Below are 15,215 nucleotides of genomic sequence, written 5' to 3' on the forward strand. Positions count from 1 at the left end.
ATTGGAATTACTCGAAATATTTATCTCTAAGTTTAGCTATTTTTTGATGTAATGGATCAAACATGCTCACAATATTTTTAGATTTAATAAAATGAACCTCTCCTTCAAAAGCAATTTCATCGCCAGCTTGAGCATAGACTTCTAAAAGCTTATAGCGTAAATCAACATTATTTGGATTTTTTTCCAGTGCATCTTGAATAGTAATACTTGCTTCAAGATATTTCTCACTTTCCAAATACTGCTCTATTAGCTCGTCTATGTATTGTAACTCTTGCTCTTCCTGCTCTTGTGAATCAATCTCTTCTACATCATTATCATCGTTGCCGATAATCACATCATCACTAGAAGTTTCAAATACCACACCTTTATCAGTCTTAATCGCAATATTTTTCTGACTATGGTAACTGTTCTCTAGATTATCTGCATTTAGATCTTTAATTTCATCATTAAGAGTCGTCTCTGCTTGACCTAAATCTAAGGTATCTTGTTGGCTTGCTTCTTGCTCATTAGCAAAGAAGTCAAACTCCTCTTGTGGAGTTTGTTGATGATGAGAGCTCTCAGATTTATAAAAATCATTATCAGATACAACTGGAGAGATTCTTGACATTAGATGATCTCGCTTTCTCTTACCTTGAATCTCTAGCTCCAACTCTTTTTTAGAGCTTCTACCTTCCCAGTACTTCTTAGCTATGAAGAACAATACACCTAAAATAACTATATAAACTATAAGTTTAAATAATGAAGATAAAAATGATCCTCCTGAACTATCAACACTATCTGAAGAAGCTGTTTCATTAATACTACTAGCATCTATACCACTATTTAAATTACTACTATAAGTTTGAGGTATATCCGTATTATTCACAGAATCCTCAGAGCCAGGAACTAATACAGGGATTTTATCCTGACTAATAGTATTTGGTACAGATGTATTAGGCATAGATGAAGCTAATTCTTGTTTTGAAGCAACCATTGATTTATCACCAAGCTTACTTGTAGTTGTAGTACTTGGAGCAGGCTTAGGTGTGGAATCATTATCTGTCTGACCATATGACCCTTGAATCATCTGGTTTCTAACTAAAGTTAAGCCATCTTCAACTTCGCTCTTTGTTGTAGGAATAGCTAATTTATCACCTATCTTTATACGATTATCTACGATACCAGGTATCTCTGACTTATTTATACCTTTTATAGCATCTGTTAATTCAGAGTTACTTATCCCTTTTACTGAATGAGTTTTTGCTATTTTATATAAATAGTCTCCTGGCTTAACAGTATATATTTCCATTGAGAAGGCTGATTGAATAGCTGCTAAAGCAACTCCAGCAATAAGAATTTTATTGATACTCTTAAACATTTAGCACCCTAATAACTTATAATACAAAGACTTAAAAATTATAGCATATTTTTTCTACTTAAAAAGCATATGATTTTAATGCTCTCTTGTTGCACTGAAGATAATATCTGGATTTTTATCTTGAGCTAACTGCAAATTAACACCTGTTGGTGCAAGATAAGTCAAATACCCAGCACCATCATATGCTAGGTTTCCTTCATATTTCTTTTTAAAATCATTTAGCTTTTTGTCATCATCACAAAAGATCCAACGTGCTAAAGCAACGTTTACACCTTCATAAGAACACTTAACATTATATTCAGTTGCTAAGCGTTGAGCAACAACATCAAATTGCAAAACACCTACAGCCCCAACAACTAAATCATTAGATATAATAGGTTTAAATACTTGTGTAGCTCCCTCTTCAGAAAGCTGTACCAAACCTTTTTGTAGCGCTTTCATTTTTAGAGGGTCATTTAGCTTAACTCTTTTAAATATCTCAGGAGCAAAGTTTGGTATTCCTTTAAACTTTAATTTCTCTCCTTGAGTAAAACTATCACCTATCTGAATACTACCATGATTGTGTAAACCAATAATATCTCCTGCATAGCCCTCTTCGACCTGTTCTCTTTCGCCAGCCATAAATGTTAAAGCTTTTGATATCTGCATCATTTTCCCTGTTCTTTCATGAAAAATTTTCATCCCCTTTTCATACTTACCAGAACAAATTCTAAAGAATGCTATTCTATCTCTATGCTTTTCATCCATATTAGCTTGGATTTTAAAAACAAAACCTGTTAGTTTTTCCTCATCGGCTTGAACATTTCTTTGATCAGTTTCACGATGTTGCGGTGCTGGGGCATATTTTGTAAAACCATCCATCATCTCTTTGACACCGAAGTTACTTAATGCTGTACCAAAGTATACAGGCGTAAGCTTACCCTCTAAAAATTCTTGTTCATCAAATTCATGGCTTGCACCTCTGACAAGTTCAATTTCCATTTCAAGATCATCATATAAATCTAGACCTATCGCATCTTTGGCATTTTCTAAACCTTTAATCTTTTTATAAGGATGAATCTCATGACCATGGCCAGTTTCAAATAAAGTAACCTCATCATTATAAAGATCATAAACACCTTTATAGTATTTACCCATACCAATAGGCCAGTTCATTGGAGCACATTTAATTTTAAGAATGTCTTCAACTTCATCAAGAAGCTCTAGAGGATCACGAGTATCTCTATCAAACTTATTCATAAAAGTAACAATAGGAGTATCTCTAAGACGACAAACATTCATTAATTTAATAGTTCTATCCTCAACACCTTTAACAGCATCAACAACCATCAATGCAGAGTCAACCGCTGTAAGCGTACGATACGTATCTTCTGAAAAGTCTTCATGTCCTGGAGTATCAAGTAAGTTAACTACTCGATCATTATATGGAAACTGCATCACGGAGGTAGTTATCGAGATACCTCTTTGTTTCTCCATTTCCATCCAATCTGATGTTGCATGGACACCACTTTTTTTTGCCTTTACGGTTCCTGCTGTTTTAATAGCGTTTCCAAAAAGTAGCATTTTCTCTGTAATAGTTGTTTTACCAGCATCTGGATGCGAAATAATCGCAAAAGTCCTACGCTTTGCAATTTCCTTTAAATATTCACTCATAATGATTCTTACTTTTTATAACTTGATATAATAATTTAATTAAAGAAGTTTACTAAAAATATTTCATTTTAAAAACTAAAATGATTATCTAATATTTGATATATTTGTTTCTCGATACTTACTATAGATTGAGAAGCATCAATTTCTACTGCTTGATCTGAAGCCTTAACAAGCTCTTTATAAACACCCCTCGTTCTATTAAAAAACTCAAGGCCAGCCTGCTCTATTCTATCAGGGTCTCCTACTTTTTTTGCACGCTGTAACCCCATAATAGGATCAATATCAAGATATATAATTAGATCAGGCTCACAATCCTTAAGAAAATTATCATTTAAGGCCCTGACTTTTTTTAGATCAATGCCTCTACCACCACCTTGATAAGCCATACTTGACCAATAAAATCTATCTGAAACGACATTCAAACCATCGCTTAAAGATGGCTTTATTAGACTATGTACATGTTGTAGTCTACTTGCATACATTAAAAGTAGTTCAGTATCACAATGTACCATTTCATCTGTATAATTTTTTAAAGCTAGATTCCTGATATCTTCAGCTATTTTTGTCCCACCAGGCTCTCGAGTATAAACAGCAGGTAAGTTCTTTTGTTGTAAATATTTTCTTATGAAGTCAATAGCTGTACTTTTACCAGCACCATCAAGACCCTCTATAACAATAAACTTACTTTGCACTTTTTACACCTTTTTTAGACAACCAAACCAACAACAACAGCAGATAACAAACTTACTAAAGTTGCGCCATAAAGTATTTTTAAACTAAATCTAGCAACCTTAACAGATGCCTCTTTGCTAAGAGCTTGGATAGCTCCAATAATAATACCTATCGATGCAAAGTTTGCAAAAGAGATAAGAAAAACTGATATTACAGCTTTTGCATGTGAACTTAATTCAGAAGCATGCTTAACCATAAAGTCTATTGCAGCAAACTCATTCGTAACTATCTTAGTCCCCATGATTTGGCCAGCTAAATGAATTTCATTATTAGGAACATGTAAAATCCATGCAAATGGATAAAAAACATAACCTAATACCCCTGTAAAAGATATACCAAAGATAGAGATAAATAATGTATTTAGTAAACTTATTAGACCTATAAAACCTATCAACATTGCACATACAATTACAGCAACCTTGAAACCGTCTAATATATATTCTGTTAACATCTCAAAAAAGCTTTGCTTTTCAGGTGTTTCATCATATGTATCATGTAAGTTATCAAAGCTAATATCTTCTGATTTCTCATATGGATTAATAACCGTAAGAACAAAAAATGTTCCAAACATATTCATTACCATAGCAACTATCACAAACTTAGGATCAAAGCCATTTTTAACACTCAGCATTTGCATATACGCACCTGAGATAGCTAAAGATACTGTAGACATAGCTGTCGCTGCCATCGTATATAAAACATTTGATGGTAAATGTCCTATAATTTTTTTATACGCAATAAAGTTTTCTGATTGACCAACAGATAATGAACTTACCGCGTTGAATGATTCTAACTTCCCCATACCCGTAATTTTAGACAAAATAAAACCAACTATCTTAATAATGACAGGTAATATTTTAAAGTACTGCAAAATACCAATTAATGCAGACATAAGAACTATCGGCATACCAACAGTGAAGAAAAATATATGTCCGCCATCCATACCAGTAAGAGAACCAAAAATAAATCTTGTTCCATCATTAGCACACTTAAGCAACACATCAAAACCGCTAACGATAACACCAACTATATCTTCACCAATAGAGGATCTTAATAAGAAATAAGCTAACAATACTTGTACAACTAATATTATTGCCAGATAGTTATAACGTATCTTTTTTCTATCACTACTCCACAAAAAAGATAAAATAAAAACAGTTGCCACGCCTAAAATAAAAAACATTAATTTAGTAATCATTATTCTCTTGCCCTAAGTTATTTAATAAGTTGTCTAAAAGACCACTTACACCAAATCTAAAAGTTCTTGGATTTACATAATTATTGCTGAGTATCTTATCAGCTAATTCAACATATGCAACTGCTTGCGAGCAATCTCTTATCCCACCAGAGGCCTTAAATCCAACCTTTTTGTTTAGCTTTTCAATAGTTTTCAACATAGTCTCAGCAGCTTCAAGAGTTGCTCCAACTTTAGTTTTCCCTGTTGATGTCTTTATAAAGTCAGCCCCTGATTTTATAGCATCAGATGATACTTTTTCAATCAGTTCTAGAGACTGTAGCTCTCCAGACTCTATTATTACTTTAAGAGTTTTATCATTACATAGCTCTTTAACCTGAGAAACCATATTTCTTGAGTTCTCAGATTCACCATCTTTAATATACTCTTTATAATCTATAACTAAATCAATCTCATCTGCACCTAGTGTTAAAGCTTGTTTTGTTTCACTAAGAACATCTTCTAGATTAGCATCACCCTTAGGGAAATTAACTACAGTAGCAACTTTAAAATCTACACCTAACTCTTTTTTAACTATTGGAATAAATTCTTTGAATACACATAAAGCTGCAACACTTCCTAGAGAATTTCTAGCTTTAGAACATAACTTAAGGATATCTTTATCTGTGTCGTTATCACCTAATAGCGTCAAATCCATAAGTGATACTATTTTTTCTTTACTAACCATCTGTTTTCTCAAAAATTGATTTACCAAAGTTTAATGGCTCGATGCCCATAAAGTCAGCAATACTTTGGCCAATATCTGCAAACGTATCTCTTTGACCAATGAACTCAGAGTCTATATTTTTGCCCCAAAGTAAAAATGGCACACATTCTCTTGTATGATCAGAGCCTGGAGCTGTTGGATCACAGCCATGATCTGCAGCTAATACTACAATAGTATCATCATCTAAAAGTTTATCTAGATCAGGAATTCTTCCATCTAAATATTCTAAGGCTTTACCATAACCCTTAGGGTTTCTACGATGTCCATAACTTGAGTCTAAATCAACAAAGTTAGTAAATATAAGTGTATTTCCTTTTGCTAACTTATATTCAGATATTGTTTTATCAAAAAGCTCTTCTAGACCTGTTGCTTTAAGCTGCTTACTAATACCTTGATTTGCATAAATATCAGCAATTTTCCCAATCGAAACAACCTTTCCACCAGCTTGCTTTAGTTTATCTAATAAAGTTGGTGCAGGAGGTAAAATTGAGAAATCCTTACGATTACCTGTACGAACATACTCGTCAGCAGATTCTCCAATAAATGGACGTGCAATAACCCTACCAACTTTCATACCCATTTCATCAAGAACTTCTCGAGCAACTTTACAAATCTCTAGTAACTTATCTAAACCAAAATAATCCTCATGAGCAGCTACCTGAAAGACACTATCTGCTGATGTATATACTATAGGCTTCTTTGTTACACAACTTTCACAGCCATGCTCTTTAAGAACTTCTGTTCCTGATGCATGTCCTGCATCTATGAAGCCATCTTTAAGTCCCGCTCTTTCTATCCACTTATCTATGAACTCTTGATCAAAACAACTTTGGTCTTCTTTTGCTGTAAAATAATACCAATCAAACATAACTGGTACACCAGCAAGCTCCCAGTGCCCACTAGGAGTATCTTTGCCTCTACTTATCTCAGCGCAATAACCATACTTCGAGTTTATAACACTATCATCAGCCCCAGAAATATCTTGAGCTAGTGGAGCCTTTCTATTATGCTCAGCTGCAGCTTTAAGCCCTCTTTTTGATAGATTTGGTAACTTAATACTCATACCATTTTTACTAAAATACTCAACAATATGCCCTAAAGTGTCTGAACCTTGATCACCAAATTGTAAAGCATCAGGTGCTTCACCGATACCAAATGAATCAAAGAGTAAAACAACTACTTTTTTATTTTTTAACATTTATAAAACCTTTTTGATTTTAATTATTCTCTAAAAACGCGATTCTTATTCCACGTAAAATTAAATCAGGAGATACTTCATCAAATATTCCTTCATCTTTAAATAAACTAGCGAAACCACCAGTTGCTATAGTATACACATTATCACTATCTAACTCTTCTAAAGTTTTGTTTTTAAGCTCTCTCAGCGCACCTAAATGACCATAATATAGTCCTGAACGAATATTAGTTTTCGTATCATAACCTATAGCAACTTCTGGCTTTACAATAGTCACTGATGACAACTGCGATGCACCTTGACATAAAGCATTTAATGAAAGCTTAACACCTGGCATAATAGAGCCACTTAGATACTTTCTATTTTTGGTAACAACATCAAACGTCGTTGCTGTCCCTAAGTCAATTATTAGTAAATCTCTATCTGGGTGATCTGCTAAAGCTCCAATACAACTAGCAATTCGATCCGCTCCTACTTGATGAGCCTCAACTGCTGACATATCAAGTCCTGTATTATCCATACTAATAAAAAATGGTTTTATATCAAAATATTTTATAACAGCTGATCCTAATGAATAATTCAGGTGTGGCACTACAGATGATATTGCGCAACCACTAATTCTATTTAAATCTACAGAATTTTCTCTTAGAGCTTGCTTTAAAAAAACACCCATCTGATCAGAAGTTGAATCAACTGATGATGTAGCATATCTAATTTGACTAACTATTTTCTCACCTTCAAAAACTCCAATATGTATATGAGAGTTACCTACATCCATTACTAATAGCATAATAAATCCTAATATATTTAATGTGCCTGATCCCAGTTATCACCAGTATCGACATTGACTTCTAAAGGTACACTAAGCTTCACAGCTTGTTCCATTATACCTTTTATTTTTGCAGAAGCTTCTTCAACTTTAGTTCTTTGAACTTCAAAAACCAGCTCATCATGAACCTGCATTACCATTTTAACTTCGCTATTATACTCCTGTGAAATCACAGTGTTAACCTCTATCATTGCTTTTTTTATAATATCAGCGGCTGTTCCTTGCATTGGCGCATTAATAGCAGCCCTTTCAGCAGCATTTCTTTGCATTACATTTCTTGAACTAATTTCAGGCAAGTATAGTCTTCGACCTAGTATTGTTTCAACATAGCCATTTTTTTTAGCGAACTCTTTAGCTGTAGTCATATATTCTTTAACTTTTGGATAACGGTTAAAATATACATCGATATATTCTTGTGCCTCACCACGAGGTATTTCAAGCTGTTTTGCTAAACCAAAAGCACTCATACCATAGATAAGACCAAAGTTTATAGCTTTTGCCCTTCTTCTTTGCTCACTTGAAACTTCATCCAGCTGGATACCCAAAACCTCAGCAGCTGTTGCACTGTGGATATCTAGCCCTTCGTTAAAAGCTTTTAGAAGATTCTCATCTTTTGATAAATGTGCCATGATTCTAAGTTCAATCTGCGAATAATCTGCAGCAACTACACAACATCCTTCTTCAGCAATGAATGCTTGTCTGATTTTACGACCCTCAGGGCTTTTGATTGGTATATTTTGTAAGTTTGGATCTGAAGATGATAGTCTTCCTGTGACAGTTCCTGTTTGATTATATGAAGTATGAGCCCTTGAGTTGCTATCTAACATTTTAGGAAGCTTATCGGTATAAGTATTTTTTAGCTTTGATAAGTGGCGGTATTTCATAATTAATGCAGCTATCTCATACTCCTCAGCTAGTTGAACTAGCACTTCTTCAGATGTTGAAGCTTGTCCTTTGGCAGTTTTTTTAACAGCTGGAATCTCCATCTTTTCAAAAAGAATTTCTCTTAATTGTACAGGAGATGATAAATTAAACTCTTGCCCAGCAAGCTTATAGCACTGCTCTTGAATTTCACCTATGCTTTTCTCAAGGTTTGCACTTTGCTCAATCAGCTTATCTGCATCAATCTTCACACCTATCTTTTCCATATTATTGAGAATTAGAGTAAGAGGCATCTCAACTTCTGAGTATAGGCCATGAAGGACTTTTTCTTTTTTAAGCAATCTATCAAAATGATTGAAAAGTCTAAAAGTAATATCTGCATCTTCAGCAGCGTATTCTGCAACCTTCTCAATTTCTATTTGATCTAAAGTTTGTTGTTTTCTACCTGTACCAGCTATCTCACTATATGGTACTGGTGAAATATCTAGATGCTCTTTAGAAAGACTATCCATATCATGCTTACCACTACTTTTTAGTACATAAGCCATGATCATAGTATCGTGGATTTGACCTTTAATATCAATTTCATATTTTGATAGCACTTTCTCATCAAACTTAAAATTATGCGCAACCTTAGCTTTTTTAGTATCTGCAAATATTGGTTTTAACTTCTCTAATACCACATCAAGCTCAAGCTGTTGGGGAACACCTAAGTATCTATGTTGCACAGGGATATAATAAGCCACACCCTCTTTGACACAAAAAGATAAACCAACCAAATTAGCCTCATATGTATTTAAAGAATCAGTTTCAGTATCAAAAGAGAAAATATCACTATTTTTTAAATTTGCTATTAAATCATCAAAATCCTGTAATGATAATACTGTTTTATAATCAATTTCTACTTCAGTAGATTTATCAACTTGTTCTTCTCTCGAAGACCCTGTGTTGTCGATATCTAAACCTCTAAGTAACGAGTTAAATTCATATTTAGCAAAAACCTCTGCTAAATATTTTACATCGGCCTGCTGACATTTAAGATCTTCTATGGACAAACTAAGATCAAGATCACATTTGATTGTAGCTAACTGATAAGAGAGTTTTAAAAGTTCAATATTATTACGTAAGTTCTCCCCAACCTTACCTTTTATTTCATTAGCGTTCTCTATAACACCATCAATATTCTCATACTCTTGTAACCACTTAACCGCTGTTTTAGGACCTACTTTAGGCACTCCTGGTATATTATCTGAAGAGTCGCCCATAAGAGCTAAGTAGTCTATTATTTGATCAGGTCGAATTTGGTATTTATCTAAAACTCCAGGGATATCTGTAGTTACATTCTTCATCGAATCATATAGCACAATTTTTTCAGTAACTAGCTGAGCCATATCCTTATCGCCGGTAGAAATAACTACATCATAACCTTGTGACTCCAGATCTTTAGCTAAAGTCCCTATAACATCATCCGCCTCAACACCATCTTTTATGATAAGCGGATAACCCATTTTTTTGATAATTTCATGAAGAGGTTGAATTTGTACCCTTAGCTCATCATCCATCGCTTTACGATTAGCTTTATATTCAGGATACATCTCATGACGAAAATTTTTACCTTTTGGATCAAAAACTACTGCAACATATTTAGTATTGTATATATCAGGTAGTTTCTTGAGCATATTGATTACTCCAAGAATAGCACCTGTCGGCTCTCCTTGACTATTAGAAAGGTTTGGTAACGCATGGTAGGCTCTAAATAAATAAGATGAGCCGTCTACTAGAACTATTTTTTGCATAGAAATTTATCAGAGTATTTACATCAGTGTAAATAGTAATATATATAACAAAGTATAGCAAATTGATTGAGCTTATTAATTGTATATATGAGGTTTATTTAGCTTTAAAATATATTTTTTTAGAATTAACAAACAATTCACTAAAAGACTGTTTCAGCCAATAACTGATCGTAACTTTTTTGTTTTTCAAATAATTATAAATACAAACCAACTTGGTAAGATTTTACATTACTCAAATACAGAAAATAAAATTTTTAAAGACTATATTGTAATTCTATATCTAAATACCACCAATTATCTTTAGCAAAAGGTTTACACTTAATGGCATCTTTATATGTCATAATAACTGCTTGATTATCTTTTATATTAGAAAAGTCTTGTTGTACAAATTTATGATGATCTTTGAATATTTTTTTATCTTCAATTTTAATATTATTTTGCACTAGAGTTTCAAAAAATTTCTCCGGATTACCAATACCTGCAACAGCTGTAACTTTTTTATCTGAAAATTTACCCTTAGAGACTCTCTCACTAGATATTAGGCTTACAAACTCAGTAGCCACAATCTTAGCAAAAGTAATATTCTGGTTATAATTTCGTATATAGTTCTTATCATTCTCAGAGCAGTTGCCAATTACAATAACTTCATCTACAGACTTTAGTCTTTCAACAGGCTCTCTTAGAGGTCCTGCAGGAATACATAACTGATTACCAAACATTCTACTGGCATCGACAACAACGATTTCCTTATCTCTTGCTAGCTTATAATGTTGCAGGCCATCATCACTGATTATAACATCAGTATTTGGATATTTTTCTTCGATATATTTTACAGAGTCTACTCTTTGTGGTGAGATAACTATTGGAACTTGTGCATTTAAAGCATCATACAACATTGCAGGTTCATCACCACACTGACTAGCAGGAGTGTTTATATTGACTTCAAAAGGATAGCTTTCTGCTTTTGCACCATAACCACGACTAATAATTGCAGGATTTTTACCTTTTGATAAGTACTCTTGAGCTAACTTTCTAACTACAGGTGTTTTGCCTGTGCCACCAACAGATATATTACCAACAACGACAACCGGTATTTTTGATTTATATTGACTCTGTTGCTGTTTAAGTTTGCGCTTAGTAGCAACCCTAGAAAAAATAATAGAAATAGGCTTTAGAACATAACTTAATAAATTTGGATTTCTCTGATACCAAAATTTATCTATCATTTAATTACTCAAGCCCTGACTGATATAGTCTTGTGTAAAGTCCTCCTTGCTCTAGGAGTTCTTCATGTTTACCGCATTCAACAACTTTTCCACCATCCATAACAACAATCTTATCAGCACTTTCAACAGTGCTTAATCTATGAGCAATAACTATAGTTGTACATGATTTAGTTAAACTTTCAAGAGCTTGCTGAACGACTCTTTCTGACTCATTATCTAATGCACTAGTTGCTTCATCAAATATTAATATTGGCGCATTTTTCAGTAAAGCTCTTGCTATTGATATTCTTTGTCTTTGGCCTCCAGAAAGTTTAGAGCCATTATTACCAATATTTGTATGCATACCTTCTGGTAAGTCTTGGACAAAGTCATACGCATTTGCTCGTTTAAGCACATCGACAACTTCTTCTTCTGAAACATCTCTGGATAAACCAAAAGCAATATTGTTATACACAGTATCATCAAATAGATGAACGTTTTGAGAAACCATCGATAAATGAGATCTTAAATTCTCAAGCGATAATTCACGAGTATCTACACCATCAATAGATATTTGCCCTTTATGCTGAGTATAGAATCTTGAGATAATACTTGTAAGTGTAGTTTTTCCACTACCTGACTTACCTACAAAGGCAACTGTTTCACCAGCTTTAATATCAACACTTACACCATTTAAAACATTAAGTGTACTAAATGCGAAACTTACATCTTTGATACTTACATCACCAGAAACTTTCTTAAGCTCTTTTTTACCAGTTTCTTCTTCAGCTGGATAATCAAGAATATAAAAAATATCTTCAGTTGCTGCTACAGCTTTTTGAATAACTACATTTACTTTAGTAAGGTTCTTAATTGGTTTTAAAATTGCTGCCGCTGCAGCAAAGAATGATGCAAATGAACCAGCTGTCAACCAAGAAGAACCACCTCCCTCATTAGTTCCAAAAATAGCAATTGTAAATAGCGAGAGAGCTAAAACAAGTGACGCTATAATTTGGATAACAGGAGATGTCAAAGAATCTAGAGCAATTGTTCTTATTTGCTGAGAATAAGTATAATCAAGGTTTTTGAAAAATTTATTTTGCTGCTTACCTTGTGCTCCAAATATTCTTATTTCTTTATAGTTTCTAAGAGTTTCTTCTGCAGTATGAGTAACATTACCCATAGATGACTGAGTATTTCTACTTAAAGATCTGAATTTTTTATTTATCAATGATATAAATATACCTAAAAACGGACCCACAACAATAAGAAACAACGATAGCTGCCAACTTGAAACTACCATCACAATTACAAGACCTATTACAAAAGTACCATCTTGAACTACTGTAATAATAGCTGTTGATGTAGCTTCTGTAACCTGATCAACGTTATATAAAAGTCTTGAAATAATTTGTCCAGAAGAGTGTTTATCAAAAAAAGTAGCTGGCAAATCCATAAATCTTTTGTAAATATCTTTTCTGAATTTATATACTACTTTTTGACCTAAAGAACCTATAAAGTAACTTGATAAAAAGGACCCTACAGAACGTAGCGTCAGCAGGCCGACCATACCAACACCCATTAACATCAAAATGCTAGCGCTTTGTTTAGTAACATCACCACCAGCACCAAAACCATAGTTTAGTATAGGATTTATAAGGTATATCATCGAAGCATCAGCCGCTGAGAAAAAAATACTCCCTATCGCAGCTAAAACTAAAAAGTGCCAAAGGTGTTTAACTTGGCCTAACAATCTCTTGTAAAGAGTTGTTACTTTCTCTTTATTTGACATTTCGCCACTAAGATTTCCCGGACCTTCAGATTTAAGGTCTATTTTATCAATCATATTTCCCATAATTTATAAAAAATTGCTTATATAACAACATTAAGTAACGAGTTATTATACACGTTTTTCTGTTAATATAAAGCTAAGCAAACTTAACAGCTTAAATGATGAAAGTATATCTAGTAGGTGGTGCAGTTAGAGATAAGCTATTAGGCCTACAATATAAAGACAAAGATTGGGTAGTTGTTGGAGCAACAGAACAACAGATGCTAGCTGCCGGATATATAAAGATCAATGCCTCATTTCCGGTCTTTTTAGATCCTAAAACAAAAGAGGAATATGCTCTTGCTAGAGCTGAGAGAAAAGTGGCTAAAGGATATCATGGCTTTGAGACTATCTTTTCAAAAGATATTACCCTTGAAGATGATCTAAAGCGTAGAGACCTAACTATCAATTCAATAGCTATAGATATAAATAACAATATAATCGACCCTTTTAATGGCAAACAAGATATTAAAGACCGAATCTTACGTCACACCTCATGTGCTTTTATTGAAGACCCTTTACGTGTTATCCGCTTAGCTAGATTTAAAGCACAGCTTTCTGTTTTTGGTTTTTCAATTGCTCCTGAGACAAAACAACTTGTAAAAAAGCTCTCACAAACTGATGAGCTTAGCTTTCTGACTAAAGAGCGTTTACACATAGAATTCATTAAAGCTCTTTCAAATCCAAAGATTTTTTTTGAAACATTAGCCGAATTAGCGGCATTAAAAAATGTATTCCCTACAGTAGATAATTTACTTAGCCTAATACCTAATGCAACATTCTTTAGTAACTCTAGTTACATAAATTTAGATACAACTCAAAAAATCACTCTATGCTTTTTAGCAACTCCTAAAGAATACCTAAACCTCCTAAAAGAAGAGTTACTTCTAACAAATAAGCAATTTAAAATGCTAACAGCAACAATAAATATAAAGCAAATACTTGAAGAGCAATTAGATGCTCAAGAAGTATTCATGCTAATTAAAAGTGCAAACTTACTAAGAGACAAGGTGCTATTCAAAAATAGTATTGATACATATTTAAAGTATAAAAATATTACTAAAACTAAAACATTAAGAAGTTATAAACTACTAGAAAATACTATTAATACCATCAATAATCTAGATATACAAAAGATAACCTCTACCACACCTAAAAAAGATTTAAAAACAACCATACTTAATCTATATATTGATACTATAAAAAACGATTTAAAATTATGATACAATTACGAAAACCCTTTTTTTGATATGTATATAAGTTAGCAGAATGAAAAAATTAGATAGTTATATTTTTCCTATCAATACAATAGTGTGTGCTTTAACTCTGTGTGCAATTGTGCTTACAATGACAATTCTTGGATGGAAGCCATGCCCTATGTGTCTTTTGCAACAGTTTTCAGTGTTATGCATATTTATTCTTAGCATCCTTGGTTGGATAAAAAAATCTCCAAGAACCTTTTCATTAATTATTAGAATAATAATAATAGCAATAATAATAATGGGATTATATATAGCTGCTGATCAGGTGCATCTGCAATACTTTACGAATGCGCCAACAACGACAAACATTGGCTCATGCGGCGGTATAGATAATCCATTTTTACTTGACGTAACTAAATCAGTTACAGGTTCAGTTGAAAGCTGCTCAGAAATCTCGGAGCAGATATCAGGGTATAGCCTGGCTGTTTATAGCCTGATATTTTTCATCTGCTTACTAATGGTCAATTGTATTGGTTTTTTTATAAAAATATTTAAAAAATAGTGAGATAAAA

Annotated in this window: 12 protein-coding genes; 2 read left to right on the forward strand and 10 right to left on the reverse strand. The window is 33.2% G+C overall.

Annotated features, from left to right (window positions below):
- Positions 1–7: 7 nt before the first annotated feature.
- The 10 genes from FIP56_RS09140 to msbA form a co-directional block, all read right to left on the reverse strand.
- Positions 8–1,357 carry a LysM domain-containing protein gene (locus FIP56_RS09140; RefSeq protein WP_192578599.1) on the reverse strand — a complete coding sequence of 450 codons (1,350 nt, stop codon included), beginning with the start codon at positions 1,355–1,357 and terminating at the stop codon, positions 8–10.
- A gap of 75 nt (positions 1,358–1,432) precedes the next feature.
- Positions 1,433–3,010 carry a peptide chain release factor 3 gene (locus FIP56_RS09145; RefSeq protein WP_192578600.1) on the reverse strand — a complete coding sequence of 526 codons (1,578 nt, stop codon included), beginning with the start codon at positions 3,008–3,010 and terminating at the stop codon, positions 1,433–1,435.
- A gap of 68 nt (positions 3,011–3,078) precedes the next feature.
- Complete coding sequence (gene tmk, locus FIP56_RS09150; RefSeq protein ID WP_192578601.1) at positions 3,079–3,702, reverse strand: dTMP kinase; 624 nt, start codon at positions 3,700–3,702, stop codon at positions 3,079–3,081.
- A 14-nt stretch (positions 3,703–3,716) separates the two neighbouring features.
- Positions 3,717–4,940 carry a nucleoside transporter C-terminal domain-containing protein gene (locus FIP56_RS09155; protein ID WP_192578602.1) on the reverse strand — a complete coding sequence of 408 codons (1,224 nt, stop codon included), beginning with the start codon at positions 4,938–4,940 and terminating at the stop codon, positions 3,717–3,719.
- A complete protein-coding gene (deoC, locus tag FIP56_RS09160) occupies positions 4,930–5,691 on the reverse strand; it encodes a deoxyribose-phosphate aldolase (RefSeq protein ID WP_209451839.1) in 762 nt (253 codons plus the stop codon). Before deoC ends, FIP56_RS09155 begins: the two co-directional genes overlap by 11 nt.
- On the reverse strand, positions 5,657–6,901 hold the full coding sequence (locus FIP56_RS09165; protein WP_192578604.1) for a phosphopentomutase: 1,245 nt from the start codon (positions 6,899–6,901) through the stop codon (positions 5,657–5,659). The genes deoC and FIP56_RS09165 overlap by 35 nt, the downstream gene beginning before the upstream one ends.
- Before the next feature lie 19 nt (positions 6,902–6,920).
- Complete coding sequence (locus tag FIP56_RS09170; protein WP_192578605.1) at positions 6,921–7,688, reverse strand: type III pantothenate kinase; 768 nt, start codon at positions 7,686–7,688, stop codon at positions 6,921–6,923.
- Between the two features lie 17 nt (positions 7,689–7,705).
- Positions 7,706–10,405 (reverse strand): DNA polymerase I, encoded by a 2,700-nt coding sequence (gene polA, locus FIP56_RS09175; RefSeq protein WP_192578606.1) that lies wholly within the window; start codon positions 10,403–10,405, stop codon positions 7,706–7,708.
- A 254-nt stretch (positions 10,406–10,659) separates the two neighbouring features.
- Positions 10,660–11,631, reverse strand: coding sequence for a tetraacyldisaccharide 4'-kinase (gene lpxK, locus FIP56_RS09180; protein ID WP_192578607.1), 972 nt, complete (start codon positions 11,629–11,631; stop codon positions 10,660–10,662).
- Positions 11,632–11,635: 4 nt separating this feature from the next.
- Positions 11,636–13,465, reverse strand: a complete 1,830-nt coding sequence (gene msbA / locus FIP56_RS09185; protein ID WP_192578608.1) for a lipid A export permease/ATP-binding protein MsbA — start codon at positions 13,463–13,465, stop codon at positions 11,636–11,638.
- 98 nt (positions 13,466–13,563) lie between these two features.
- Here msbA and FIP56_RS09190 point away from each other — a divergent pair, with 98 nt between their 5' ends.
- The gene (locus FIP56_RS09190; RefSeq protein WP_192578883.1) at positions 13,564–14,664 is read left to right on the forward strand and encodes a CCA tRNA nucleotidyltransferase; all 1,101 of its coding nucleotides are present in this window, start codon (positions 13,564–13,566) and stop codon (positions 14,662–14,664) included.
- A 46-nt stretch (positions 14,665–14,710) separates the two neighbouring features.
- A complete protein-coding gene (locus FIP56_RS09195; RefSeq protein WP_192578609.1) occupies positions 14,711–15,205 on the forward strand; it encodes a disulfide bond formation protein B in 495 nt (164 codons plus the stop codon).
- Positions 15,206–15,215: the final 10 nt, after the last annotated feature.

This window comes from Francisella sp. LA112445, assembly GCF_012224145.1.
Classification (GTDB): Bacteria; Pseudomonadota; Gammaproteobacteria; order Francisellales; family Francisellaceae; genus Francisella.